We start from the raw sequence: 24746 nt of genomic DNA on the forward strand, positions 1-24746 counted from the left end.
TGACCTCCTTCAATTTGAGTTTTCTGTAATCAATGAGCCGGGATGACGGTCGCGTCGGCCGGATCCCAGGTAAGCATGACCTCGGCGCCTGGGGGAAAGGCGCCGGGCCGGTATTTGTCGATATGCGCTTCCAGCGCCAGGCCTCGGCCATCGGGCAGGCTGATGCCGATTTGCGAGATATGGCCGACCACGTCGAAGCGCTCGACGCGTGCGCCAACCACATTGCCGCCGAAAGCCCGCGCGAGATTCTCGCGTGCAGAGCCGCCCGCCGCGTGAACCTCGATCGCCTCCGAAGGAATGACGATGTTGACCTTGCTGGAGAGGCCGCCATTGGCTAAGCCCGACAGCGTGCCAAACGCGGTGGAGACAAAAGTGTTGTCGGCGCCGGTGCCGGCGACCTCGCCTTCGAAGATGGTATTGCGGCCGATGAACTGCGCCACGAATGGCGTGTTTGGACGCGTGTAGAGCTGAGCGGGCGGACTGATCTGCTCCACCCTGCCCTGGTTCATGACGACAATGCGGTCGGACAGCGCCAGCGCCTCGGACTGGGCATGGGTAACGAAGACGAAAGTCACGCCAAGCTTCTTCTGCAGTAGCTTCAGCTCATTCTGGATCGCCTTGCGCAGATTGGCATCGAGCGCGCCCAGCGGCTCGTCGAGAAGCAGTACATCCGGCTCGACCACGAGGCCGCGGGCAAGCGCAATACGTTGACGCTGACCGCCCGAGAGCTTGTCCGGCTTCCGCTCGGCAATATCCTCCAGCCCAAGTGTCGCGAGGATACGATCGACCCGCGCCTCCCGCTCGGCCTTCGCCATGCCCTTGACCTCGAGACCATATCCGACATTCCGGCGGACGGTCATATGTGGGAACAAAGCATAGTTCTGGAAGATCATCGATGTCGGCCGCTGCTGCGGCCTGACATCGTTCATGCGCTCGCCCTTGATCATCATGTCGCCGGAGGAAATGCTTTCGAAGCCTGCGATCATGCGAAGCGTCGTCGTTTTACCGCAGCCCGACGGACCGAGGAAGGCTATGAATTCGCCCTTCCTGATCGACAGATTGAAGTCGATGACGGCGGGCGTGCCATTGTCATAGACCTTGCCGACATCGATGAGTTCCAAATCATATATCATGAGAGATCTCCGGGCGTGGACGAGGAGGCGGACATCGCCTCCCCGCTGAACCGAAAATGGGTGGCTGGCGCCGCCTCATTACGCATTGAGGAATTCATCCCACTTCTGGACAAGGTGGTCGTATTCATCCGGCCACTGATGCCAGTAGGCGACGTTCTTGGCGCGTTCCGCCAGCGAGCCGCCATCGCGCAGGTCGCCTTCCTTGATGCCGCGCTCGGCAGCGCCGACCCACGGCTTGCCCTCGTACCAGAAGGCATATTTGTCCGGAGCCATGACCTTCTGGATATTGGTCGACGGTGAGTAATAGCCCTGCTCGGAAACGGTGATGCCGGGTTCGCCCGAAAGCCAGTAATCGGCATAGGCGATCACGGCATCCTTGTTCGGCGTGCCCGCGATCATCGACGGGCCGATCGCCCAGCCGCGATAACCTTCCTTCGGCACGGCATATTTGCACGCCTTGCCCTGGGCCTTGACCGCCATGACGGCTGGCTGCCAGGCGTCGCAGACGACCATCTCGCCCGATGCCATCAGGTTGACCAGCTCGCCGAAATCGCCCCACAGCGCGCGGAACTGCCCGTCCTTCTTCTTCGAAACGAGGAACTTCGCCGCCTCGTCGATTTCGGCCGTGCTCGGGTTGCCGGGATTCTTCACGTTCAGGAGGCCAAGCGTATTCATCGCCATGATGGCCTGGCCGAAGGCGATCAGAGGATCGGTATTGAGACCGGACTTGCCCTTCCACTTCGGATCGAAGATCGCCGACCAGGTGTTGGCTTCCTCGGCGGAGAGAACGTCCGGATTGTAGCCGATGGAATCGTAATTGTAGACCGCAGGCACCATGTTCAGCGTGGTCTTGGCGTCATCGGCCCAGATCTGGCCGACGATCTGCTGCTTCGGCTCCCACTTGTCGGAGGGTGTGGTGAAAGTCTCGCGGATATTGGCCCAGTTCATCAGGGAGGCGGCCGGAACCGGCTCGACATTGTTGGTCATGACGATCGACGGCAGGCGCTCGCCGATGATTTCCCAGCAATCGTAATCCTTGGAACCGGACAGGATCTTGGTCTGCGCGTCAGGAAAGGTCGCTGCCGTGCCGGAAGTCTGCCCGACACCGCTCACCTTGCGGAATTCATCGAGGATACGCTCCTGGACCGTGACCGAAAGACCGATGGTGCGCAACTGCTCCTTGGCGAGATTGGCAGCCTGTGCGTAGGCCGCTCGCGATGACAGGAACGGCGTGCCGCCGCCGATCGCAAGCGCCATGACGCCGGCGGAATGCTTCAACAGAGAGCGTCTGTTCATTTCCATTTTGGACATTTTTGTTCTCCAGTGCTGATTGCTGTTCCCTGAGCCCTTGGTGGGCCTGCTTATTGCCGTATCGCCCTGCCCGGCCGTTGCCGGACCGGGGGCGATCAGTACCGCCCCACGAGGAGGCCACCATCCACGACCAAAACTTGGCCGGTCATGTATCTCGCGCCGTTTGACGCGAGAAATGCGATCACGTCGGCGATGTCTTCCGGCTCACCGAGCCGGCCCATCGGGATGAACTCAGCCGCCTTTTCCGCGCCCGCAGGGCCGAGCGAATTCTCTTCCGAAAGGAGCTGAGCCGTGCGGATATAGCCCGGGGCAATGCCGTTGACCCTGATGCCGTCCTTCGCCAGCTCGACGGCGAGCCCCCGCACCAGCCCGACGACCCCGGATTTTGCCGCCGAATAATGGACATGCTCGTCCCATCCATAGGCGACGCCCATGATCGAGGAGAGCGCGACAATGCTTCCGGATCTGCGGGTACGCATGCCGGGTATGGCGGCACGCACCAGCTTGAAGATGCCCTTCAGATCGATATCCATGGTCAGGTCCCATTTGTCGTCGGTGAGCTCGCCCAGCGGCGTGCGATGGGCGATGCCGGCATTGGCAACGATGATGTCGATCCTGCCGAAGCGTGCCTCTACATGCGCGACCAGCCGGTTTGCGGCTTCCGTCGAGCGCACGTCGTAAAGATGAAACTCTGCCGAGCCGCCGGCGGTGAGAATGTCATGAACCGTCTGCTCACCTTCCTTCTCGAGGATATCGGTGACGACGACATGGTCGCCGAGCGCCGCAAACGCCTTTGCTGTCGCCTGGCCGATACCGATGCCCGCACCCGTGACGATGACGACCCGCTTCTCTGCACAATCCATCTGCTTGTCTCCTTCAGAGCATCACATCGCCGGAATTCGGCCCGAGCGTCTGGCCGACGAAAAGGCTCGCGGCCGGCGAGGCCAGAAACGCCACGGTCGCGGCCACTTCTTCCGGCTCGCCGAAGCGGCCGAGCGGCAATTCGCGCTTCTTGCGTTCGCGCCATTCTTCGGAAAGACCGCGCACCAGCGGCGTGTTGATCGGTCCCGGCGCTACGGCATTGACCCGCACGCCCCGGCTCGAGACCTCGCGAGCGAGTGCCTTCGTCATGCCGATGATCGCGGCCTTGGCGCCAGAATAATGAACAAGCTCGATGCCGCCGATCTGTCCCAGCTGGGAAGCGACGTTGACGATGACACCCTCGCCGCGCGCCAGCATCGACGGCAAGACGGCCTTGGTCACCAGGAAGGTGCCGCGCACATGCACCGCAAACATCCGGTCGAAATCCTCCAGCTCGAGGTTCTCGAAGGCTGCCTGATGCGCGATACCGGCATTGTTGACAAGAAGGGCGACATCGCCATGCGAGGCCTTGGCAGCGGCATGGATCGCCGCCACATCCTCGGGACTAGCAACGTCGCCGGCGATCGCGGTCGCCGCACCGCCCGCCTTGTTGATCTCCGAGGCGACTGCCTCGGCTCGCTCAACTGAGAGGTCATTGACTAGCACAGCATAACCATCAGCACCGAGGCGCAGTGCAATGGCGCGGCCGATACCGGAGCCGGCGCCGGTGACAATGGCGGAGATCGGGGCGAAAGCCTTCTCAGCCATCATGCGTCCTCCTGAATGCGGACGCGCTTAGCCCGCCGCACCGAGAGGCCCATCAGGATCGCGTAGGTGCCGAGAAGTGCGAAGGAAAACAGCGTCGTCAGCACCCCGAAGGCAAAGACGTTCGGATGCACCTCGACGGAGAAGGTGCCGTAGATAGCAAGCGGCAAGGTCAGCTCGCGGCCGGAAGCAAACAGGGTGCGTGAGAACTCGTCATAGGAGAGCGTGAAGGCAAAGAGCATCGCCGAAAGCACGCCAGGGAAGATCAGCGGGAACGTGACCTTGCGGAAGGTGCGCGCGGGGGTAACGCCGAGCGACCAGGAGGCTTCCTCCATGCTCGGATCGAACCTGTTGAAGATCGCGAGCATGACCAGAAAGGCAAACGGGAAGGTGTAGACGACATGCAGAACGAAGGCCGTGCTCCACCAGTGACGGTCGATGCCGAAGGCATTGGCGACGAGCGCCATGCCGAGGCCGACGAGCACGCCCGGCACCATCATGCCGAGAACGATCAGATAGAAGGCGACGCCAGAGCCGCGGAACTTGCGGCGAAAGGCCTGCGCTGACATGACGCCGAGCACGGTCGAGACGATCATGGTCATCAGCGCCAGAAAAAGCGAGCGGATCAGCGCCTGGTCGATTGGCAGGGGCGCGATGCGCGACGGCGGCGTCAGGCCGAAGAGATGCCGATACCAATAGGTCGACCATTCGATGATCGGAAATTGCGGACCACCCTCCGGACCGGTCTGGAACGACAGGATCGCCAGGACGACGAGCGGTCCATAGAGGAAGATCAAGAAGAGGGCCGTGTAGACGCCCAGGCCGAGCTTGATGCCACCAGCATTCATGATCAGAGCTCCTTTCTGAGGTCGACGACCTTGAGCAGGGCTGCGACAACAGCGCCCATGATGATCGTCAGCACAACGCCGGCAACGGCGGCAAAAGCCCATTTCAACGAGCCGACCTGGGTTACGATGATATTGCCGAGGAGATTGACCTTGCGGCCGGAGAGGGCGGCGGACGTTGCGAATTCACCGAGAACCATGACGGAAACGAAGATCGCGCCGACGACCACGCCAGGCATGGACAGGGGCAGGATGATGGTGCGGAAGATGCGCCAGAAGCCCGCACCGAGATCCTGAGCAGCCTCGATGACCGAGGCGTCGATGCGACCCATCATGAAGGCGATCGGCCCGACCATGAAGACGCAGTAGATCTGGGTCATGCCGATGATGACGGACAGTTCTGAAAACAGCAGTACCTCGATTGGCTGCCGAATAACGCCCAGATTCATCAGGATCATGTTGATGGCACCTTCGGTGCCGAGCATCGGCCGCCAGGCGAGAACTCGGATCAGGAAGGACGTCCAAAACGGGATGACGCAGAGTACGAGCAACACGGTCTGCAGCGTCTTGTTTTTGATGAGAAGGCCGACGAAGAGCGCTGCCGGATAGCCGACGATAAGCGTCGACAGAAGCACAAGCAGCCAGATGCGGATCGTCGTCCAGAGCGCCCCGAGATAGGTAGAGCTTGTCAGAAAGGTGACCCAGCTCTGCAGGGTCAGTGTCGGTTCGATCTTGAAGGTCGTCTGCGTCCAAAAGGAAACATAGACCATCATCAGCATCGGCAGGACGAGGAAGGCGACCATCCAGATCATGCCCGGCGCCAGAAGCCAGAGCGTCTTGTTCGATTTCCGGCGCACGGTTGCGCTTTCCTGCACGGCTTCCTCTGATGTCGCGACCATGGTCATCTCTCGCTCTCCTTGGAGGGTCCGGTGGAAGGGTTCGAAGGGTTCACATCAGCCGAAAACAAGGGCATCCTCCTTCTTCCAGACGAGCGCATAGCGGTCCTTTTCGACAAAGGCCGGCGGACGGGCGTGGCTCAGATGGGATTCGACCTCGAAGACCTGGCCGCCATCGAGCGCAAAGAAGGAATTGACCGCTGCGCCGGAATATTCGCTGGCGATGAAATCCGCCTCGATGCGCACTTCGTCATCCGATAGCACCGCATCGCGGGAGCGGATCGAAACGCGGTCATAGCGGATCGCATAGGCTGGCTGCGGTGCCTTTCGGCGCGAACCATTCAGAGGGAAACGACCGGCCGGTCCGACGAAAGCATCCGCGACCACATCGCCGGCAAAGAGGTTATAGCAATTGAGAAAGCGGGCGACCGAGGCCGTTGCCGGGCTATTGTAGAGGACATCCGAAGCGGCGGCCTGCGCGATGCGGCCACGATCGAGAACAAGCACTAGGTCCCCCATCGCCAAGGCTTCGCTCTCGCTGCCAGTAACATGCAGGAAGGTTACGCCGCAGCGTTCGCGGATGATCTTGAGCTCGCTTCGCATGCGGCCCCGCAGATTGGCATCGAGCGCGCCGAGCGGCTCGTCCAGCAGCACCATCTTCGGCTCCGTCACCAGTGTGCGTGCCAAGGCGACGCGCTGGCGCTGGCCACCGGAAATCTGCGTCACCGCGCGATCGTCAAATCCCTTGAGACCGACCAGCGACAGTATATCTTGAACCCTCTTTGCCAGGACGCGCGCATCCGTCACCGGATCGACCTTCCGATTGCGCAGGCCGAAGGAGACGTTCTCGGCAACGGAAAGATGCGGAAACAGAGCGAAGTTCTGAAAAACGAAGCCGATGCCGCGGTCATGCGGCTCCACGCCATCGAGCCGTTTGCCATGGAAAAGGAGCGAACCGGCATCCGGCTCCTCGAAGCCGGCAATGACGCGCAGCAGCGTCGTCTTGCCGGAACCGCTGGGGCCAAGCAACGAAATATAGGCATTGTCGGGCAAAGAGAAATCTACCCTGTCCAATGCGGCTGACGCGCCGTAGGACTTGGTGACTTGGCTAAGCTGAAGAACGGTCGACACCGAATTCCCACCAGTTTCAAGGCAAGGACCATCCTTCGGGCAAAGCTCCGCTTTCGCCTGGATCACATTGATCCGAACGGTCAGACGTCAGCCTGCATTCGCGCATGATCACATGCGCGTCAAAGAGATGTTCCTTGGCGTTTCAAAGAGTTCCACCTGCGACGCTTCTGACGAGCGTCTTGATGTTCAGAGCATTACATAAATGATTTTTGTATTCAATAGACTTTTCTAGAAAATGTCGAACCGCGAAGTAACGATCGATTGAGGGACAACTGGCGAAAGGCGGCGATATCGACGGGCACCCCTGCCCTACCCATAGAATTGGTGGCAAAATGGTTGCTGCAGCCGCCACAACGTGGCGTGCCGCACCGGTATCATTCAGCAAATAGCGCCAATCGCTGCGCTACGCGTCAACAATCAGCGAAAAGAGATTCACTGCATCTGGGAGCAGAAAACATATTTTGTATTCAATAGTCATTTATTTTTGCGCTATGTTAGAATGACAAAACGCGTAAGAGTGAGGCATCAGAACGACATGAGTCCATTGCATCAGATGACCGAAAACCATGCGCGCCCGAATGCGCAAAAGCGTTACGAGATCGCCGAGGATGTTCTGCGTGGCAATATCGAGGACAACACGCTGCCGCGCGGCGTGGTCCTGCTCGAAGGGCCGATCGCCGATATCCTGCAGATTTCGCGTGCGCCCGTGCAGAGGGCGCTGCAGACGCTGGAGAGCGAAGGACTGGTGCATCGCTTCAACGGACGCGGCTATCTCGTCGGTCCCGCTGGTCAGGGCATCGAGCCGAAGCGCACCGATATCAAGACCCTCGGCCTGACCATTCCGCGCCACGCGGACGAAGCCCTGCAGAGCCGCGCCTCCTGGGAGCGCATCTACAATACTGTCGAGGCCGATGTCGCCGGCTGCGTCGTCTTCGGCCAGTATCGCATTATCGAGATCGAGCTCGCCGACCATTTCAACGTCAGCCGTACCGTCGTGCGCGATGTGCTGACGCGGCTGCGCGAGCGCGGTCTCGTGCGCAAGAACCAATCGTCCCACTGGATCGCCGGCCCGCTGACGGCGCAGATGATCAAGGATCATTACGGCCTGCGCGGCATACTGGAACCGCAGGCGCTGGTCGCGGGAGCCAGCCGGGTCGATCGGGAACGGTTGAACGATCTGTTCCAGCGCCTCTCCGATCTCGAGCAGCACGAACCGGCCGACCACCTTGCGGCGCTGGAAGCCATCCATGCCGACTTCATCGAGATTTGCATTCTCGCGACGCCGAACGAGCGGCTGAAGGAATCCATTCGCAACAATCTGCTGCCTGTCACTGCGACGGAAAGATTGCTGCGACGCCTCGGCCTGCCCGGCGATCCCGCCATCATCACGGAACTGCGCCTGATCGCAGAACTGCTGCTGCGAGGTGCCGTCAAAGCGGCGGCGGCGATGATGGAGAACCATCTCGAAGCCTCGGTCGACCGCACGATCGCGCAGATGAAAATCGTCGCGATCATCCCAGGCCCCGGCGTGACGGCCGCTTATCTCACCCGCGTTCTCGAATGAGACGCGGGCGATCCCTGACCAATTCCATCTGTGCCGGAAATGGGGGATCGAAGGGCCAGCCATCCACTTAATCCCTTACGCCAGAGCAGCGCGAAGGCGCGCAAGCAATGCCTGCCGGTCCGCCCGCGCCGCCAGCGCCTGATCCATGGTCACCTCCACGAATTGCGTCGGCATATGCGGCTGCAGTTGGGCGATCAGATCCATGTCGGCCGAGATCACCGTTCCCAGCATGAAATAGCCGCCGCCGGAGACGGCATCGCGATGCAGGATGATCGGCTCCGTTCCGCCCGGCACCTGGATGGAGCCATAGGGATAGCAGCTGTCGACTATATTCGACGGATCCGAGCCTGCGCCGAAGGGCTGCTTACGCTCAACGAATTCAAGCTTGCGGCCGCCGCGGAAGCGATACCCCATGCGATCGGCTTCCGGCGCCACTTTCCATTGGTCGGCAAAGAAGTTGCTCTTCGTCTGTTCGGTCAAACGATCCCAGTAGAGCCCCGGCAAAACCCGGAGCTCGGCCGGTGTACCCGGCTTGCGTCGTAGGTCCTCGGCAACGGATCTGCCCGCGCTATCCAGGGAGCCGGAGCCAACGGGGAGCTCATCTCCGGTAGCGATAGCCTTGCCGTCAAGGCCGCCGAGCGCGCCGATCACATAGGTCGATCGGCTACCCAGCGCTTCGGGTACGTCGATGCCGCCAGACACCGCAATGCAGATCCGCGCCCCGGATTTCAGAAAGTCAAAGCTTACGGTCTGCCCTGCCCTGACCTTGAGCGCCGTCCATCCCGGCTGCACCTCGCCGTCGATCCTGACGGGCATGTCCGCACCGGTAACGGCAATCAGGGCATCGGCGAGAAATTCGAGCTTAGGTCCCATGAAGACGGCTTCGAGCCCGGCCGCACCCTCATCATTGCCGACGAGGAGATTTGCCGCTCGCATCGCATAGCGATCCATGGCGCCGCCAACGGGAATGCCGAGATGGAAATAGCCGGGCCGTCCGAGATCCTGAATCGTAGTGGAAAGGCCGTGATGAAGAACCTTAATGGCCATGCAGCGCGCCCTCCAGCTTGGCGTTGTAGCCGTCGATATCGGCCTGGTATTGCCTAAGATCGAAGCTGACCTCGCGGATTGGCGGCGCGAAGCGGCCCTTGTCGACATCCTCGACCGCCTGGTCGTAACCGTCGCGATCGATAGGCCGGAATTTCACAATGTCGCCGGGGCGGAAGAACACCATGAAATCGCGCAGGTAGCTTGTCGATTGCGTGGGGTCGAAGATCGGCATCGGCGTGATGCCGAACATCTGATAGCCGCCTGCCCCGCGCACCGAATAGATGCAGCCGAAGCAGCCGCCATGTCCCACAGTCAGCCGCGGCGTGTCGGTGCGTGGGCGCAGATATTTCGGCACCTCGATCTGCCGCTGCCGCTCCACCATCTGATACATGAAGGGCAGGCCGGCGACGAAGCCGACCATGGAGACGAACCATGGCGACCCGGCATGGGCCGAGATGAAATCCTTCACCGCGTCATAGCCGTTGATCCTGGCGGCATAGTCGAGATCGGTGCCTGTTGGCTCCTGATGCCGCTCGCGGAAACGCATCAGCGTCTCATGCGTCCAGGGATCATTGTAGAAAACCGGGATTTCGACGATGCGGGTGGTAATGACCGGCTCCGCCTTTTCAGCCGCGCCCTCGATTGCCTTGACCTCGCGCAGGAGATCGTCCGGCTTGATTATGTCGGGATCGAACTTGATCTGGAAGGAGGCATTGGCGGGGCAGATTTCGGTGACGCCGTTGATGGCGCTCTCGCGGACACCCTTGGCCATCGACAGGCTTTTGAAGAAGGCTTCGAGAGACATCTCGTCGCTGCATTCGACGAAGAGATGCTCGTCACCTCCGAATGTAAAGCGAGTTGGCATCAGGCAACCTCCGCCGATACGCCGTCAACCGCGGCAAAATCGGTCTCCAGCCAGGATTCGAGAAAACGCGTATGGAATGCTCCCTTGCGCACCGATGGGTCGCGCGCGAGCGCCAGGTGCAGCGGGATCGTCGTCGGCAAGCCTTCGATCGTCAGATTGGAAAGAGCGCTGGCCAACCTATCCAGGCAGGTATCGCGATCCTCGGCCCAGACGATCAGCTTACCGAGCAGAGAGTCGTAGAAGGGTGGCACGGTATAGCCTGCATAAAGCATCGTATCGAAGCGGATGCCCTCGCCCTCCGGAACGGAAAGCCGCGTCACGGTGCCGGGCGCCGGCAGAAAGCCCTTGGCCGAGTCTTCGGCATTGATGCGGCACTCGATGGCATGGCCGCGCGTCCGAATATCGGATTGCGACAGCGACAGGGGAGCGCCGCCGGCCACCTTGAACATCTCCTGTACCAGATCGATGCCGGTAATCATTTCGGTCACCGGGTGTTCGACCTGGATGCGCGTGTTCACTTCGATGAAATAGAACTGCCTGCTATCCTCGTCGTAGAGATATTCGACGGTGCCTGCGCCGCGATAACCGACTTCCGCCGCAAGCGCGACGGCGCTGGCGCAGAGGCGCTGCCTGATCTCATCGGGAAGCAGAAAAGCCTGCGCTTCCTCCCACACCTTCTGGCGGCGGCGCTGCAGCGAGCATTCGCGTTCGAAACAATGCACGAAATTCCGCCCGTCGCCGAAAATCTGCACCTCGATATGCCGGGCGCGGGTGATGACCTTCTCCATGTAGAGGCCGCCATCGCCGAAAGCGGCGGACGCCTCCGCCGAGGCAAGTGGAAACTGCTCCCTGAGCTCGGCGAGCGACTGCACGATGCGGATGCCGCGCCCGCCGCCACCGGCTGCCGCCTTGATCATGATGGGAAAGCCGATGCGCTCGGCAATCACCTCGGCGGCAGCAATATCCGCCACACGGCCATCACTTCCGGGAACCGTCGGAACACCCGCCCGTTTCGCAATTTCGCGGGCCGCCACCTTGTCGCCAAGCAATCGGATGGCCTCGCCGCTCGGTCCGATGAAGATCATGCCCGCCGCCGCCACGGCATCGGCGAAATCTCCATTCTCCGACAGAAACCCGTATCCCGGATGGATGGCATCGACACCGGCCGCTCGCGCAGCCGCGATGATGGCTTCGATGTTCAGATAGGATTTTTTAGGAGCTGGCGAGCCGATATTGATTGCCTCATCCGCGAGCTTCACTGCAAGCATATCGGCATCCGCAGCGCTATGGACCTGCACGGTGCGAATGCCGAGCGCTTTGGCGGCCTTTATGATCCTGACGGCGATTTCGCCGCGATTGGCGATCAGAACCGAGCGGATCGTCATGGGTCCACCTCCGCGATGATTTGTCCGGCCATGACGGGCTCTTCATTGTCGACGAGGAAGGTTATGTTCTTGCCGTCGAGCCCGGCCGGGACCTGCTGGAAGGTTTTCATGACTTCGATAAGGCCGATCGTATCACCGGCGGCAACGGCATCACCATCGGCCTTGAAGGGAGGCGTGTCCGGAGAGGAAGCCCGGTAGAAGGTTCCCGGAAGGGGTGATCTGATCTCAAGCTTGCTCATGGGACCTCCGCGCTGCGTCGTTGTTCAAAATCTGTGAAACGGGTGCAATCCTGATACCCTCGGAAACGAGGGCTTCGCGCATGTGGCGCGCGATATCGAGCGCACCCAAAGTATCGGAATGAAAACAGATGGAATCGAAGGCGATCGGAATATCTGCGCCATTCACGGTACGCACGACGCCTTCGGTGCAGGCTCTCACGACCTTGCGGGCAATTGCCTTGGGATCGGGACGACCGGCATCTCGGGTAAAGACGATCCAGCCCGTATCGCCATAATCGCGATCGGCATAGAACTCGCGCACGACAGGCTGGCCCGCCTCCTCAGCAGCGAGGCAGGTCGCAGAGCCGTCCATGCAGAAGACGAGCATGTTCGGTGCGACGGTGCGCATATATTGGATGAAGATCTGCGAGAGATCTACATTCGCCGCCAATTCCATATAGAGAGCACCATGCGGCTTCACGTGCTGGACAGGCACGCCATGGCGTCTGGCAAATTCACGTAGCGCACCGACCTGATAGATCAGATCGTTGACGATCTCGCGGCTGGTGCCGTTGATCTTGCGTCGTCCGAAACCCTGGAGATCGTTATAGCCGGGATGAACTCCGACGCCGACCCCGTGCGCGGCTGCCATCCGCACGGTCTCATCCATCAGATTAGGATCGCCGGCGTGAAACCCGGTGGCAATATTGGCCGAACTGATGAGAGAGATAAGCTCCTCGTCATGCGTATCGCCGATCCGCCACCGGCCGAAGGCCTCCCCCATGTCGCAGTTGATATCGACAGCTTCCTTCAAATGCCTTCCCTCGCACCTGCGCCCCGATCGGGACCGACATGTGAACGCTAGAGGCAAAGGCTGCTTTTGAAAAATACAATTTTCAAAGCCATGATATCTGATAAACTGATATCTATGCTTAAAATAGCGTCAGAAAATATCCTGCAATATCAACTGCATATTAAATTTGCGTACGGTTTTATCGAAAATCAGCTCGTTTTAGATCCATGAAATCTGAATCGCAGCAGATGTTTTCAGATAAATAGATGGGAAAAACCTCATGAGTTTGAGCCTGCGCCAGCTTCGCTACTTCGTCGCAACGGCGGAATATGGACAGATCTCGCATGCGGCCGTCAGCCTGTCGATCTCACAATCGGCCGTGACTGCGGCAATCAAGGATCTCGAACTCACGGTCGGCGTCTCTCTGTTCAATCGTACGCCACAGGGCATGGACCTGACGACAGCGGGCCGGCAATTCCTGTCCCATGCCTATGAGATCCTGGCGAAGGTTGACGAGGCGACCCATCTCAACCTCGTCAGCAGCGACATCGAAGGCGAACTCGTCGTCGCAGCGACCTATACCGTCATCGGCTATTTCCTGCCGATGCATATCGAGCGTATCCGCCGCCTCTATCCGAAGCTGAAAATCCAGCTCTACGAAGTCAATCGCGAGTCGATCGAGGAAGGCTTGCTGAGCAATCGCTACGACATCTCGGTCTTGCTGACTTCCAACATCCTCAATCCGATGCTGATGACCGAAACGCTTCTAAGTTCGGTCAGGCGACTCTGGCTGCCAGCCGGCCACGACCTGCAACGGCGCGACGGCATCGGCCTGCGTGAAATCGCCGAAGAGCCCTACATCATGCTGACGGTCGATGAGGCGGCACATTCTTCGCTGCGCTACTGGAGCCGGAGCCCTTATCAACCAAAGGTGCTCCTGAGGACCAGTTCGATCGAAGCCGTCAGATCGATGGTGGCAAATGGCCTCGGCGTCGCCATTTTGTCGGACATGGTGCACCGCCCCTGGTCGCTGGAGGGAAGGCGCATCGAGACCGTCAACATTCAGGATCCGGTTCCGCCCATGGATGTGGGGCTGGCCTGGCGCGCCAATGTCGAATTCAGTCAGCCCATGCTCGCCTTCAGGCGTTATTTCCAGCAGGCCTACAGCCTGCCGGGTACGAACTCCTGATCCGATTGGTCGGCAACCCGGCTTTCTCGCTCGACTACATGGGATCTCAAGGAGGCCATTACTGTACCAGCACAGGCTGCGTGCATCTTGCGTCGGTAACACTCACGTCGGCTTGCCCGATACCAAGACCGAGGAGGCCAAGCAGGCCGTACAGAACCTGATCGAGCGGCGCGGTCATGACCGATAGCGTATCGGCAACGGCCGAAAGCACCCCCGACGGCGTACCAATGGTCAAGATGAGCAATTGAATGGTGATGGTCGCGTTTTTCAGAAGCGACGAGACCGTAGACGTCAGGACGGTACTGGTTGAGACCGTCTTGATCGTACCTGCCGAGATCTCCGAAGGCTGAAAATTCAATCGTGTCGGGCTCATATTGGCGATATCGACCTGCGCGCTCGCAATCACTTTGAGAAGGAGGGAATCGATGATCGCAGCCGGCGTCACCCGCGGCTCGGAGCCGAAGTTTACGAAGGCAGACGTGTTGACATCGCCCAGATCTACCTCGGCGACACCGGGCACGGCGTCTATCCCGACGACCGCGTTCGGCATGGAGCCGCCGACACAGGTGATAGAGGCAAGTTTGGCTTCCGCGGGAGCAAGCTCGATATAGAGCGGCACCCTGAGCTTTAGCCCGGCGATCAGGGACAGGCCGGTGACGGCGACTTCTAGCGCGGCACGAACCTGCGGCGTGCGAACAATCGTGCCCGGCGCGCCCACGGCAAGGGCCGGCGTCTGCTGAGACATTTCTCCGATCGCCAGCGTCAGCTTTGCTGTCGCAACGCCTGGCAAAGCGGCCCCGAGATCGAGCGCGATCTGCTTTTGCTGGTTGGCAGCCATTGCGGTTGCCGAGATCAGATCCAGCACATTCATAGTGGCCGTCAGATTGGGGGAGGTGCCGACGACATTGCTCCCCAATGGACCGAGATTCACGATATCCTGCAGCTTGACGGTCAGTTTCGTCGTGCCGAGCGTCTTGCCGAGATTATTGATGAGGGTGACGACTCCAGCCGAAAGATTGGTCGACTTGCCAAGAGCACCGAGAATCTTGTCGTAGGTGACGTCAGTTGCCAGAAGCTGGTTATAGCTCACGCCGGTAAGCTTGAGATCCGTCGCCAGGAGGTTGAGAAAGCTCAGAAGATTGACATTCGCGCTTATGAGCGACTGATAGTCCGCGACCTTTAGGGAGATCTGCGTTCCCAGCAACGTGCCAAGGAGCTGGTTCAGGATACCGCCGTTGAGGCTCGCAAGCCGCGATCCGACCGAGAAGGCGGCCAGACGCTCGCTGGATGCGGTGCCCGTCGCACTGAGCGTCGGCGGCGTGGCAAAGGCGGAAGCGAAAGGCATCACTGCCTTTTGGGTCAGTGTCACCTTGACGGAATCATATGGCGAGGTTCCCGTAGAGGAGAAGCGGTTTGCAAGCGGGATCGATGTGTCCGCCGTGTAGGTGCCGAGGACCAGATTGGCCACGGTCTCATATTGACCGGAATTGGCCGTAGCTGCGTTGACGAGCCCGTTGCTCGTCATATAGTTGCTGCCGGAGGCAACCGCTGCGGTCGTGCCATTGCTTCGGAGATTGTTCAAAAGCGCAGTCTGCGCATTTGCGATATCGGAAGCAGCCGATATCGCCCCAATGTCGCTCAACTGCTGCAGACGCCGTTGCTGCAGGGTCATCATGCCATAATCGATGCCGAGGCCAAGGCAATAGAGGATGAGGGGCGAGACCAGCGCAGTCGTGACGGCGACGTTTCCTCGCCTGTCCCGCAGAGAGGCGAGCCGACCGAGAAGCCGCTGCATCAGAGACCTCCGAGACGAATGGTCGAATAGCGGCGGATGGTTTGATCCGGCATCGCAAAGGTATAGAGGTTCCAGATCGGAAGATCCGACGCGTCATAGCTGGCGCTGACCGTGAATTGATTGACATTGGTCGGGTCGGTGGCGACGGTTATCGTCAGCTTGCTCTTGTCGATGAAAGCGTCATTGATCGTCGAATTGGAGACGAAGCTTCGAACCAGCTGGCTTCGCTCGTCCGCCGACAACCCGGCGATCGCCGTGCGGGCAGCATCGGCCGTCAATTGCTGCAGAGAATGAGCAGCGGTAAGATAGATAGCAAAGGCAACCAGCGTGAGAAGCAGAAGGAAAAAAAGCGGCGCGATGAGAGCGAATTCGACTGCTGCGGCGCCCTCTTTCTCCCTGTTGAAATGAGAAACACGATACATGGTCCTGTCTCCTTCAATCGACCTTCATCTGCGCGATGACAGTCGAGGAGACCTTAGGCTTCGGGCGTTAATTTTATATTTCTAAATAAGGTACTTTCTAATATTATTTATATCTTAAAAATATCGAATACTTGCTAAAACCACCATTCCACTGAGGAATAACTTTCTTGGCGAAATCCCGGGCATGAGAAGCTTGCCAAACCCAATATCGGCACCATCCCCTTCTATTTGCAGTCGATGGAAATCCTTCCTTTCCAACCGCTGCCTCTAGCCCGCGCCACGCATTCGAAAGCGCCGGCCTGATCGCTGCCCAGATCGGCAGCAGACATCTACTTTTTCTTCGGCACCAGATCCCAGCCGCCCTGGATGTTTCTCACGAAACGGCGGTTTCCTTTGTAATAGGTGACGGCACCTGTCCGATCCACCTTGATAGACGTCGGCGGTAATTGCGTCGCCGCTTTCAGCCGCTCGACCATGTCAAGCGCCTCTTGCCTCTTTCCAGCGCGGATCAGCGCCATCAGTTTCGACTCCTGTTTCATCCTCTATACTCCCGTTGATGGAGGTCTAAGGGCGGGCAGAACTTGCGACTCGTCAGTCCATTTTGCATATCGATCACCCCACACGGCGTTGCATGAGCAGCGAACGCAGGGCCACAGCCACCACGCAAACGCTGGAAACAAGGAAGATTGCGCCCGACATCGCATAGATCGTCGGCGACGCGCCGGCATTCATCTTGCCGAACAGCACGACCGGCAAGGTGTTCTGGCGGCCTGCCAGATAGAAGGCGCGCGTGAATTCGTTGAGGGATAGCAGGAACGAAAAGATGAAGGCGCTGACGAGGCCGGGCCGGATCAATGGCAGGGTAATATCCCAGAACTGCCGGAAGCGTCCGGCACCGAGATCGTCCGCCGCCATCAAATAGGTCCGCTTGACCGCGGCAAAACTCGTCAGGATGACGATGAAGGCGAAGGGCATCGCCCATAGAAGATGGCCGGCAATGACAGTCAAGGCCGATGCCTTCACGCCGGCACGGCTGATGACCGTCGATAGCGCCAGCCCCTGGATAACGCCCGGTACGAACATTGGCAGCAGCACAGTCAAAAACCACAGGCTGCGTCCACGATGAAGCTCGCGATGCGCCAGCGCCGCGCCGAGCGACAGCAGCGTTGCAATGACAGCCGTCGCAAGCGCGATGACGATCGACTGGCTGAGCGCGGCGACCAGTGCGCTTTCCGAGCCGAGTGCGAGGTACCATTTCAGGGTGATGTCGGAAAAGTGCGGCAGCCCCGGCTGCAGCGCCGGATTGAACGAGACACCAAGCAGATAAAGCGGCGGCGCATAGATCACCATGAGGCCGAAGATGGTCAGCGCCCAGATGACGATGCGCGGGGTTGCTCCTTCCCTGCCGATCATTGGTCTCGCTCCTCGAATAGCGAGGAGAGGCCGAATAGGGCGTCCCCGATCAGCACCAGCCCAAAGACGATGACGAGCATCAGCGTCGAAATCGCAAAGGCGAGCGGAAAATTGGCGACGCGCATGACGTCGTTGATCATCACCGAGACGATTGAAGCGCCGGCACCGCCGAGCATCTGCACCTCCGTCGAGGAGCCGGCAACCATGACGAAGACGAACAGGAAGCCGGCGAAGACGCCGGAATAGGTCAGCGGCAGCAGCACGGTGCGGACCATCGTCCAGAATCCGGCGCCGAGATCGCGCGATGCCGCCAGCGCGATCGGATCGACGCGGCGCATGGAGAGCAGGATGGGGAAGGTTGCGAACGGCAGGTAGGAGGCGACCAGTCCGACGATGACGGCGAAATCGCTGAACAGCAGCCAGTCGAGCGGCGTCTCCGTGATGCCGGCCTGCTGCAGAAGCGTGTTGATGACGCCTGTGCGGCCGAGAAGCAGCCGCCAAGAGAAGGAGCGAATGAGATAGGACGTGAAAAACGGAATCGTAAGCAGGGCCGCAAGCATGACAGACAAAGTGCGCCCAGCCAGGAAGTACATTGCATAGGCGGTGGGATAGGCAATGACGAGGCAGATAGCTGACGTCAGGAACGCCTTGCCAAGGGTGGACAGGAACACGCTCCAGCGCCCGGCCTCCAGAATCGCGCCGTAAGCGGCGAGGCTGAATTCCGGCTTGATCCAGTAGGTGGCGGAATCCCAGGCGCAGAAACTCCAGACCACGACAAGAACAAGTGGCGCAAGGCCAAGCACGATGATCGCCGCGAGCGGAGCGGTCAGCAACAGAACTGGTGTCTTCATGGTCTAATCCTCCTTCTCTCTCGGCGTTGATCCCATCGGCTCGGGGCCGGCCTGTCCCTCGACAGATGCGCCAGCCCCGGTCCATCACTTCAAATCAGGCGTTGCGCAGCTTCTGCCACCACTCCTCGTAGAGTTGGAAATTGTCCGGGCGGCAATTCTGCCAGTAGACCTTTCCGGAGAACTTGGCCTTCACATGGTCGGCAAGCTTGGCGACATCATCGGCCTTGTATTCATCCGGATGGGCCTTGGCGTAGGCGAGGTTGTTGTCGGTCGGCACGAGATAGCCGCGCGCCTTGCCCAGCTCGCAACCGTAGAGGCCAGCAAGCAGGCCATCGACGAACTTGTGGGCGACGTCGGCCTTGCCGCGCTCCGTGGCCCCCTTGAGCAGCACCGTATTGTTGCCCCAGCCTTCGTAGCCTTCGACGGGAGCTGCATACTCCACCTGAAGTCCGCGCTTGCGGCCTTCATAGACGATCGGCTCCCAGCCGGTCATGGCGTCGACTTCCTCGTTCGCCACCAGTTGCACGCCCTGTTCCCAGCCGTTCCAGAAGGTACGGAACTGACCATCCTTCTTGTGTTTGATCAGGAACTCCATGACGAGACCGAGCTCGGATTCCGTCAGATTGCCCGGCTCCTTGATCGGCTTGTTTTCCGCTTCCTTCAGATAGATGGCGGTGAAGATCGCGCTGTTGATCCACGCATCTTCCATCGCAACCCGACCCTTCAACTTGGGATCGAAGATGACGCCATAGCTGTCGACCTTGCCGAGCTTGTCGGGGCGGTAGATGATGGAGTCAGCGTTGACGACCGTGGGAATGCCGTACTGCTTGCCCTCATAGGTCAAGGTCGGGATATCCTTGGCCCATTGCCAGATGCCGGCGAAATTCGAGATCTTGGAGACGTCCCATGGGGCAATCAGGCCCTGCTTGGCGAGCTCGCGCTCGGCGCCGCCCTGAAAACCGCCGACATCGAAGAGATCGTTGGCATTGCCGGCGGCAAGGCGCGCGACCACCGGGCCGACATCATTGCCGTTATCGGTAAACTCTGGCGAAACGCCACTCTGGCGGGTAAATTCCTGCCATTTGTCGCCGATATCGAGCGTGGCGGTGCCCCAGAATGCAACCGTTGCATCATCAGCCATGGCACTCGTTGCAGAAAGCCCGCCGACGGTGAGTGCGGCCGCACCCGCACCCATCAGCTTGAGCATGTCACGGCGCTGCATGTTACTCCTCAAGGCGGAGGAGACGAGATTATTGCTCTTGGTCATCGTGTCATTCCCTTCCCTCATTTTTCGCTTGTGTCAGCTATTCGGGTTCTACTCATCGCCTCCAGCCAGAGCCGGTATTCCGGAACGATCGATCAGGAGCGCAGCGCCCGGCTTCAGACACACGCGCACGCTTTCGCCCGGCAAGGGCGGAGCTGCGTCCGCGCTAGTCGTTAACACCACGCGCTGGCTGTCGGCGAAAGCGAGCGTAACGTCATGGCTGAGTCCGCGATAGATGCTTTCGACAACCTTAAGTTCAATTATTTCGGCGGCCTCTCCCGCAGCCGGGAGCAGTTCAATTCGGTCTGGGCGGATTGCGACAAGCGCATCGGACGGCGCCGCCGCTCCAGACACGCTCGCACTGATGCGCTGTCCAGCAATCATGACGAGAGCCCTGCCGTCGGCAATCGAGATGCTTTCGGGCCTCAGAAGCGTATCGATGCCGACAAAACGGGCAACGAAGGCATTGGCCGGCGCCTCGAAGAAACGCGATGGCACGTCGGTCTGCTCGATCCGCCCCTTGTGCATGACAGCCATCCGGTCGGAAAGGCTGAGCGCCTCGTCCTGATTGTGGGTGACGAGAATGAAGGTCGCTCCGGTACGCTTGTGAAGGCGGCCGAATTCGTCGCGCATCTGCTGACGCAGACGTTCGTCAAGCCCGGTCAGGGGTTCGTCGAGCAGAAGAATGCCCGGTTCCATGACGAGCGCGCGAGCCAGCGCAACGCGCTGGCGCTGGCCGCCTGAGAGAAGATTGACGTCACGATCCGCAAAACCCGAAAGTTCGACGAGGTCCAATGCACCATCGACCTTGCTTTTCAAGGCGGCACCAGACAACCCGCGCAACTTCAGCCCATAGCCGACATTCTGGGCGACATTCATATGCGGAAAGAGCCCGAGCGACTGGAATACGGTATTCACCGGCCGGCGGTTGGCCGGAACATCGGCCATGTCCCTTCCATCGAAAAGCACACGACCCGAGGTGGGCTTGTCAAAGCCACCTATCAGCTTCAATAGAGAACTCTTACCACAACCGGACGAGCCGAGCAGCGTAAAGAACTCCCCTGCCCTGATGTCGAGCGTCACGTCGTCGACGGCGCGCGTCGGCCCGTAATTTCTGACGATATGGTCGAGACCGATCGCTATCGCCATACTAGACGCTTCCCCCATCGCGTTCGCGGATGAGCAGCAAACCCTCCTCGCTCACTTCCAGTTCCTGTCCGGCAACAACCAGCGATGTCGCGGTTGCCTCCTCGATGATGAGAGGGCCGGCAATTCTCTCGGAAGACGGCAGTCGCGTGCGCTCGTAGACGGGGCAGGACACCCAACCGGTCGTCCCGCCGAAATAGACCTCGCGACGACCCTTGAGGGCTGCATCCAGCGACCGCCCGCTGCGATCGAGTTTCGGAATGGCGATGACCGGGCCGTGGAGCACAGCCTCCAGATGGATCATGGTAATCTCCACCGGCGAAGCGGGCAGGCAGAAGGTATAGGCGCGCTCATGGGCGGCATGGAAGCGTTCAGCAAAGCTTTCGGCACCATCCTCCATGTCGAAAAGAGCGAAGACGCCGTGCTCCTGTCCGCGATAGCGGGCTTCGACGCGGCAGGCATAACGTATCTCCGCCGCATCGCCTTTGGAGAAATATTTGACCGCCTCACGCTTCAGCTCATCGAACCGGCGCTTGAGATTGCTGACGGCTTCCGGACCAAGGGGAGCGAACCACGTGCTGCGGAAATCGGCCCGCGGCTCGGCTGCCAGCATTCCCCAGGCCGAAAAGATGCCAGGATGCGGCGGCACGACCGTCATCTTCACGCCAAGATCGCGCCCGAGGCGCGCAGCAAGTGCAGGTCCCGCGCCCCCAGAGATGACGAAAGCGGCATCGCGCGGATCATGCCCGCGCTGGACTGTCACCAGCTTCAGCGCATTGATCATCGACGCATGCGCGATCTCGACGATTGCGAGCGCGGCATCCTCGACCGATAACCCCATCGGCGCGGCAACCGTCTCGATTGCCGCCGCCGCCTTGGACTTGTCGAGCTGCATCTGGCCGCCAGCAAAGCTTGCCGGATCGAAGATGCCGAGCGTCAGCAAAGCATCGGATAGCGTCGGCTTCTCACCGCCACGGCCATAGCAGGCCGGCCCCGGTGTCGATCCAGCACTTTCCGGGCCGACGCGGAGCGCGCCGCGCTCATCGATACGGGCAATCGAGCCGCCGCCGGCGCCGATTTCGACGATATCGACCACCGGCACCTGCACCGGATAGCCGGGCGCGATGCGGGTGTGCTCAAGCTTGTATTCGCTGTCGAGTGTCGGGCGGCTATCGTGGATCAGCGAGCATTTCGCCGTCGTGCCACCCACGTCGAGCGACAGGACTTCGGATTCGCCAAGCACGGTGCCGATCCGCGCGGCGCCCGCCACACCGCCGGCCGGGCCGGATTCCACCAGCGTCAGCGGGCTCATCTGCGCCTGATCGAAGGTGGAGATGCCACCGTTCGACTGCATGGCATAATAGGGGCAGGTGAGGTCGCGCTCAGTCAGCGCGCTTTCAAGCCGTGCAAAGTAGCGCTTGATGATCGGCTGGACATAGGCGTTGAGCACGGCCGTGTTGGAGCGCTCGTATTCGCGCCATTGACGGGAAACCTCATGGCTGGCGCAAACCGTGATATCCGGCAGCGCCTCGGCGATCGCCTTGGCGCAGGCGATCTCGTGCTCGGGATTGGCGTAGCTGTGAAGGAAGATGACAGCGACCGCCTCCACTTTGCGAGCGCGGCATTCATGGATGATCGGCTCGATATCGCCAAGCTCGATAGGCGTCAGCACCCGACCTTTGGCATCCAGGCGTTCGCGCACCTCGAAGCGCAGGCTGCGCGGAACGAAGGCTTCCGGGCTCTTGAACTGCAGATTGTAGAGATCGGGGCGATTGCCGCGGCCGATTTCCAGCACGTCACGAAATCCTGCAGTGGTGACCAGCGCCGTCTTGACGCCCTTGCGCTCTGTAATCGCATTGATGACGGTCGTTCCGCCATGGGCGAAAAAGATCACATCGCGCGCCGAAAGCCCATCCTTCTTCTCGGCGAGCTCGATTGCCGCAAGCACGCCTTCGGATTGGTCATGAACGGTCGTCAGGCTCTTGGCGGTGAAGATTTCGCCCGTGCGCTCATCATAACCGACGAGGTCGGTAAAGGTACCGCCCACATCCGTCGCCAGCCTGATCATGACGCCATACCTTCTTCATATCCATACAGGTTGCGTGCTACCTCCCGAGTGAGGTAGCCGTCTTCGACATCGCGGCGGACCTGTTCCCGTTCGCGAGCACGCGGGTTGCCCCAGCCGCCTCCGCCGCCAGTGATGATCCGCACGAGATCGCCGCGATTCAGTTCGATATGCGGCTCGCGGCCGAAATCACGGACGTTCCCGCCGTTCTCTTCCACCTGCAGAAGATTGATGCTGCCGGGCTTGCCGCCGTCTATGCCCCAAGGGGGCGTGTCCGTTCGCCCGAAGCTGCAATAGGCGGAAGCGCCTTCTCCGAGGATTTCATATTCGCGAATGACACCGAAACCGCCGCGACGGCGGCCCGCGCCCGATCCCCCTTCAACGTTCAGCTCATAGCGGCGCACGAGCAAGGGAAAACGGGCTTCGATGACCTCGACGGAGTAATTATAGGTATCGCCATCGGTGAGCGCGATCACTGCATTGGCGCCGTCGCCATCCCTGCTCGCCCCCCAGCCGCCATGCTGCGGCTCGATATGGATAAATGGCTGCCCCGTCTCGTCCTTGCCGGAAACATAGACGACGCAGAGGCTCGTATAGGAACCGGCGGAGAACCGCTCCGGCATCAGCTTGGCAACGGCCTTCCAGACGAGTTCTGAAGCATGCACCGAACCCTCGTAATACCAGCCTGTCGGTGACGGCTTCTTGGCGGTGAAAACCGAGCCTTTCGGCGCAATGACGGAGAGCGGCCGGAACCAGCCTTCATTGGACGGCGCCTGCGGCGCGACGAGTGCCTTGAAGATGGTACGCACCGCCGATTGCAGCGCACCGGCCGCGCAATTGATCGGGCCCGCGACCGCGGGCGGGCAACCGGTGAAATCCGCCGTCAGGCGATCGCCAGAAATGGTGACGGCAACCTTGACCGAAATGGGATCCGTGTTGACGCCATCCCCGTCGATAATATCTTCCGCCTCATAGGTGCCGTCGGGCAGCGCAGCGATGGCGGCGCGCGCCTGCTTCTCGCTCACCGACAGGAGGTGATCGAATGCGGCTTCCACAACATCGGTGCCATATTTGCGCGCAAGCTCGCCCATGCGACGAGCCGCAACACGGACGGTCGCCACCTGAGCCGTAAGATCGCCGATCGCGACTTCGGGCAGACGGACATTCTCGCGGATGATGCGCAGGATCTCCCCCGAGAAGCGATCGCTGCGCACGACTTTCACGCCCGGCAGCCTCAATCCCTCCTGAAAGACGGAGGTGGCGTTTGGCGCAAGCGAGCCCGGAACAGAGCCGCCGACATCGAGATAATGCGCAACATTGATGGCATAGGCCAATATCCGGCCATCGAAGAAAATCGGCTTGACGATGGCAAAATCGCAGGCATGTGTGCCCCCGGAATAGGGATCGTTGGTGAGCAGGATGTCACCATCTTCCAAATCATCGCCATAAAGTGCGATCAGCGACTTGACCTGGGTGCCGAAGGTACCGGTGAACAAGGTGATGCCGTTCATCTGCGCCACGAGCTCGCCGTCACGGGTGAGGAGACCGCAGGCGAAATCAAGCACCTCATAGATCACCGGGCTCATCGAGGTCCTTGCCATGACCACGCCCATCTCATCGACGGTGGCTGCCAGCTTGCCCTCGATAATCTCCTGCGTCACCGGATCGACGACGATCACGAATCTACCCCTCATTATTATATTCGCACGAGTGCAGATTAGGTGTTTTTTCGTCCGTCGATAGCCTTCCCGATGGGTGGGCGGGCGCCCCAAAACCCACCCGAACGG

At 60.3% G+C, this 24746-nt stretch carries 23 protein-coding genes; 2 read left to right on the plus strand and 21 right to left on the minus strand.

The window, feature by feature from the left end; genetic code table 11:
• Nucleotides 1–29: 29 nt before the first annotated feature.
• From AC13RM_RS28635 to AC13RM_RS28665, 7 genes are all read right to left on the minus strand, one after another.
• Nucleotides 30–1133, minus strand: coding sequence for an ABC transporter ATP-binding protein (locus tag AC13RM_RS28635; protein ID WP_488555961.1), 1104 nt, complete (start codon nt 1131–1133; stop codon nt 30–32).
• A gap of 78 nt (nt 1134–1211) precedes the next feature.
• Nucleotides 1212–2444: an ABC transporter substrate-binding protein gene (locus tag AC13RM_RS28640; RefSeq protein ID WP_440479171.1), complete on the minus strand. Its 1233-nt coding sequence runs from the start codon at nt 2442–2444 to the stop codon at nt 1212–1214.
• 95 nt (nt 2445–2539) lie between these two features.
• Nucleotides 2540–3307 (minus strand): SDR family NAD(P)-dependent oxidoreductase, encoded by a 768-nt coding sequence (locus AC13RM_RS28645; protein WP_440479170.1) that lies wholly within the window; start codon nt 3305–3307, stop codon nt 2540–2542.
• 13 nt (nt 3308–3320) lie between these two features.
• Complete coding sequence (locus AC13RM_RS28650) at nt 3321–4073, minus strand: SDR family NAD(P)-dependent oxidoreductase (protein ID WP_113228533.1); 753 nt, start codon at nt 4071–4073, stop codon at nt 3321–3323.
• Nucleotides 4073–4918: an ABC transporter permease gene (locus AC13RM_RS28655; RefSeq protein ID WP_440479169.1), complete on the minus strand. Its 846-nt coding sequence runs from the start codon at nt 4916–4918 to the stop codon at nt 4073–4075. The genes AC13RM_RS28650 and AC13RM_RS28655 overlap by 1 nt, the downstream gene beginning before the upstream one ends.
• Nucleotides 4919–4920: 2 nt before the next feature.
• Nucleotides 4921–5820 (minus strand): ABC transporter permease, encoded by a 900-nt coding sequence (locus tag AC13RM_RS28660; protein WP_440479168.1) that lies wholly within the window; start codon nt 5818–5820, stop codon nt 4921–4923.
• Between the two features lie 48 nt (nt 5821–5868).
• Nucleotides 5869–6942: an ABC transporter ATP-binding protein gene (locus AC13RM_RS28665; RefSeq protein WP_440479167.1), complete on the minus strand. Its 1074-nt coding sequence runs from the start codon at nt 6940–6942 to the stop codon at nt 5869–5871.
• A gap of 553 nt (nt 6943–7495) precedes the next feature.
• Here AC13RM_RS28665 and AC13RM_RS28670 point away from each other — a divergent pair.
• Entirely contained in the window at nt 7496–8506 is a 1011-nt protein-coding gene (locus AC13RM_RS28670) for a GntR family transcriptional regulator (protein WP_440479199.1), read from the plus strand.
• A gap of 75 nt (nt 8507–8581) precedes the next feature.
• Here the strand turns inward: AC13RM_RS28670 and AC13RM_RS28675 are convergent, their stop codons facing one another.
• From AC13RM_RS28675 to AC13RM_RS28695, 5 genes are read right to left on the minus strand one after another with little or no spacing between them, the layout of a single operon-like run.
• Nucleotides 8582–9553 (minus strand): 5-oxoprolinase subunit C family protein, encoded by a 972-nt coding sequence (locus AC13RM_RS28675; RefSeq protein WP_488555962.1) that lies wholly within the window; start codon nt 9551–9553, stop codon nt 8582–8584.
• On the minus strand, nt 9543–10418 hold the full coding sequence (locus AC13RM_RS28680) for a 5-oxoprolinase subunit B family protein (RefSeq protein ID WP_440479165.1): 876 nt from the start codon (nt 10416–10418) through the stop codon (nt 9543–9545). The genes AC13RM_RS28675 and AC13RM_RS28680 overlap by 11 nt, the downstream gene beginning before the upstream one ends.
• Entirely contained in the window at nt 10418–11803 is a 1386-nt protein-coding gene (locus tag AC13RM_RS28685) for an acetyl-CoA carboxylase biotin carboxylase subunit (RefSeq protein WP_488555963.1), read from the minus strand. The genes AC13RM_RS28680 and AC13RM_RS28685 overlap by 1 nt, the downstream gene beginning before the upstream one ends.
• The gene (locus AC13RM_RS28690) at nt 11800–12042 is read right to left on the minus strand and encodes an acetyl-CoA carboxylase (RefSeq protein WP_285176534.1); all 243 of its coding nucleotides are present in this window, start codon (nt 12040–12042) and stop codon (nt 11800–11802) included. Before AC13RM_RS28690 ends, AC13RM_RS28685 begins: the two co-directional genes overlap by 4 nt.
• Nucleotides 12029–12835, minus strand: a complete 807-nt coding sequence (locus AC13RM_RS28695; RefSeq protein WP_488555964.1) for a 5-oxoprolinase subunit PxpA — start codon at nt 12833–12835, stop codon at nt 12029–12031. The genes AC13RM_RS28690 and AC13RM_RS28695 overlap by 14 nt, the downstream gene beginning before the upstream one ends.
• A gap of 259 nt (nt 12836–13094) precedes the next feature.
• On the opposite strand from AC13RM_RS28695, the gene AC13RM_RS28700 reads away from it, so the two are divergent.
• Complete coding sequence (locus AC13RM_RS28700; RefSeq protein WP_095437261.1) at nt 13095–14003, plus strand: LysR family transcriptional regulator; 909 nt, start codon at nt 13095–13097, stop codon at nt 14001–14003.
• A 58-nt stretch (nt 14004–14061) separates the two neighbouring features.
• Here the strand turns inward: AC13RM_RS28700 and AC13RM_RS28705 are convergent, their stop codons facing one another.
• From AC13RM_RS28705 to AC13RM_RS28745, 9 genes are all read right to left on the minus strand, one after another.
• Nucleotides 14062–15798 (minus strand): pilus assembly protein TadG-related protein, encoded by a 1737-nt coding sequence (locus AC13RM_RS28705; RefSeq protein WP_440479162.1) that lies wholly within the window; start codon nt 15796–15798, stop codon nt 14062–14064.
• Nucleotides 15798–16220, minus strand: a complete 423-nt coding sequence (locus AC13RM_RS28710; protein ID WP_113228523.1) for a TadE/TadG family type IV pilus assembly protein — start codon at nt 16218–16220, stop codon at nt 15798–15800. The genes AC13RM_RS28705 and AC13RM_RS28710 overlap by 1 nt, the downstream gene beginning before the upstream one ends.
• A 329-nt stretch (nt 16221–16549) precedes the next feature.
• Nucleotides 16550–16738 carry a hypothetical protein gene (locus AC13RM_RS28715; RefSeq protein ID WP_285176531.1) on the minus strand — a complete coding sequence of 63 codons (189 nt, stop codon included), beginning with the start codon at nt 16736–16738 and terminating at the stop codon, nt 16550–16552.
• A 94-nt stretch (nt 16739–16832) separates the two neighbouring features.
• Entirely contained in the window at nt 16833–17633 is an 801-nt protein-coding gene (locus tag AC13RM_RS28720) for an ABC transporter permease (protein ID WP_374818675.1), read from the minus strand.
• Nucleotides 17630–18484: an ABC transporter permease gene (locus AC13RM_RS28725; RefSeq protein WP_488555965.1), complete on the minus strand. Its 855-nt coding sequence runs from the start codon at nt 18482–18484 to the stop codon at nt 17630–17632. Before AC13RM_RS28725 ends, AC13RM_RS28720 begins: the two co-directional genes overlap by 4 nt.
• 94 nt (nt 18485–18578) lie before the next feature.
• Nucleotides 18579–19751 (minus strand): ABC transporter substrate-binding protein, encoded by a 1173-nt coding sequence (locus AC13RM_RS28730; RefSeq protein ID WP_488555966.1) that lies wholly within the window; start codon nt 19749–19751, stop codon nt 18579–18581.
• A 48-nt stretch (nt 19752–19799) separates the two neighbouring features.
• On the minus strand, nt 19800–20897 hold the full coding sequence (locus AC13RM_RS28735) for an ABC transporter ATP-binding protein (protein ID WP_285176527.1): 1098 nt from the start codon (nt 20895–20897) through the stop codon (nt 19800–19802).
• A 1-nt stretch (nt 20898) separates the two neighbouring features.
• Nucleotides 20899–22962: a hydantoinase/oxoprolinase family protein gene (locus AC13RM_RS28740; RefSeq protein WP_488555967.1), complete on the minus strand. Its 2064-nt coding sequence runs from the start codon at nt 22960–22962 to the stop codon at nt 20899–20901.
• Complete coding sequence (locus AC13RM_RS28745; RefSeq protein WP_374818688.1) at nt 22959–24653, minus strand: hydantoinase B/oxoprolinase family protein; 1695 nt, start codon at nt 24651–24653, stop codon at nt 22959–22961. Before AC13RM_RS28745 ends, AC13RM_RS28740 begins: the two co-directional genes overlap by 4 nt.
• Between the last annotated feature and the right edge of the window lie 93 nt (nt 24654–24746).

This window comes from Martinezella sp. CNPSo 3732 (assembly GCF_057784515.1).

Excerpts from the sequence above, each read along its gene's own strand:
- AC13RM_RS28730 (WP_488555966.1), bottom strand. The coding sequence starts at position 19,751 with ATGACCAAGAGCAATAATCTCGTCTCCTCCGCCTTGAGGAGTAACATG.
- AC13RM_RS28660 (WP_440479168.1), bottom strand. The coding sequence starts at position 5,820 with ATGACCATGGTCGCGACATCAGAGGAAGCCGTGCAGGAAAGCGCAACC.
- AC13RM_RS28650 (WP_113228533.1), bottom strand. The coding sequence starts at position 4,073 with ATGGCTGAGAAGGCTTTCGCCCCGATCTCCGCCATTGTCACCGGCGCC.
- AC13RM_RS28680 (WP_440479165.1), bottom strand. The coding sequence starts at position 10,418 with ATGCCAACTCGCTTTACATTCGGAGGTGACGAGCATCTCTTCGTCGAA.
- AC13RM_RS28675 (WP_488555962.1), bottom strand. The coding sequence starts at position 9,553 with ATGGCCATTAAGGTTCTTCATCACGGCCTTTCCACTACGATTCAGGAT.
- AC13RM_RS28685 (WP_488555963.1), bottom strand. The coding sequence starts at position 11,803 with ATGACGATCCGCTCGGTTCTGATCGCCAATCGCGGCGAAATCGCCGTC.
- AC13RM_RS28720 (WP_374818675.1), bottom strand. The coding sequence starts at position 17,633 with ATGATCGGCAGGGAAGGAGCAACCCCGCGCATCGTCATCTGGGCGCTG.
- AC13RM_RS28715 (WP_285176531.1), bottom strand. The coding sequence starts at position 16,738 with ATGGCGCTGATCCGCGCTGGAAAGAGGCAAGAGGCGCTTGACATGGTC.
- AC13RM_RS28690 (WP_285176534.1), bottom strand. The coding sequence starts at position 12,042 with ATGAGCAAGCTTGAGATCAGATCACCCCTTCCGGGAACCTTCTACCGG.
- AC13RM_RS28645 (WP_440479170.1), bottom strand. The coding sequence starts at position 3,307 with ATGGATTGTGCAGAGAAGCGGGTCGTCATCGTCACGGGTGCGGGCATC.
- AC13RM_RS28670 (WP_440479199.1), top strand. The coding sequence starts at position 7,496 with ATGACCGAAAACCATGCGCGCCCGAATGCGCAAAAGCGTTACGAGATC.
- AC13RM_RS28640 (WP_440479171.1), bottom strand. The coding sequence starts at position 2,444 with ATGTCCAAAATGGAAATGAACAGACGCTCTCTGTTGAAGCATTCCGCC.
- AC13RM_RS28735 (WP_285176527.1), bottom strand. The coding sequence starts at position 20,897 with ATGGCGATAGCGATCGGTCTCGACCATATCGTCAGAAATTACGGGCCG.
- AC13RM_RS28725 (WP_488555965.1), bottom strand. The coding sequence starts at position 18,484 with ATGAAGACACCAGTTCTGTTGCTGACCGCTCCGCTCGCGGCGATCATC.
- AC13RM_RS28740 (WP_488555967.1), bottom strand. The coding sequence starts at position 22,962 with ATGATCAGGCTGGCGACGGATGTGGGCGGTACCTTTACCGACCTCGTC.
- AC13RM_RS28710 (WP_113228523.1), bottom strand. The coding sequence starts at position 16,220 with ATGTATCGTGTTTCTCATTTCAACAGGGAGAAAGAGGGCGCCGCAGCA.
- AC13RM_RS28700 (WP_095437261.1), top strand. The coding sequence starts at position 13,095 with ATGAGTTTGAGCCTGCGCCAGCTTCGCTACTTCGTCGCAACGGCGGAA.
- AC13RM_RS28655 (WP_440479169.1), bottom strand. The coding sequence starts at position 4,918 with ATGAATGCTGGTGGCATCAAGCTCGGCCTGGGCGTCTACACGGCCCTC.
- AC13RM_RS28635 (WP_488555961.1), bottom strand. The coding sequence starts at position 1,133 with ATGATATATGATTTGGAACTCATCGATGTCGGCAAGGTCTATGACAAT.
- AC13RM_RS28705 (WP_440479162.1), bottom strand. The coding sequence starts at position 15,798 with ATGCAGCGGCTTCTCGGTCGGCTCGCCTCTCTGCGGGACAGGCGAGGA.
- AC13RM_RS28745 (WP_374818688.1), bottom strand. The coding sequence starts at position 24,653 with ATGAGGGGTAGATTCGTGATCGTCGTCGATCCGGTGACGCAGGAGATT.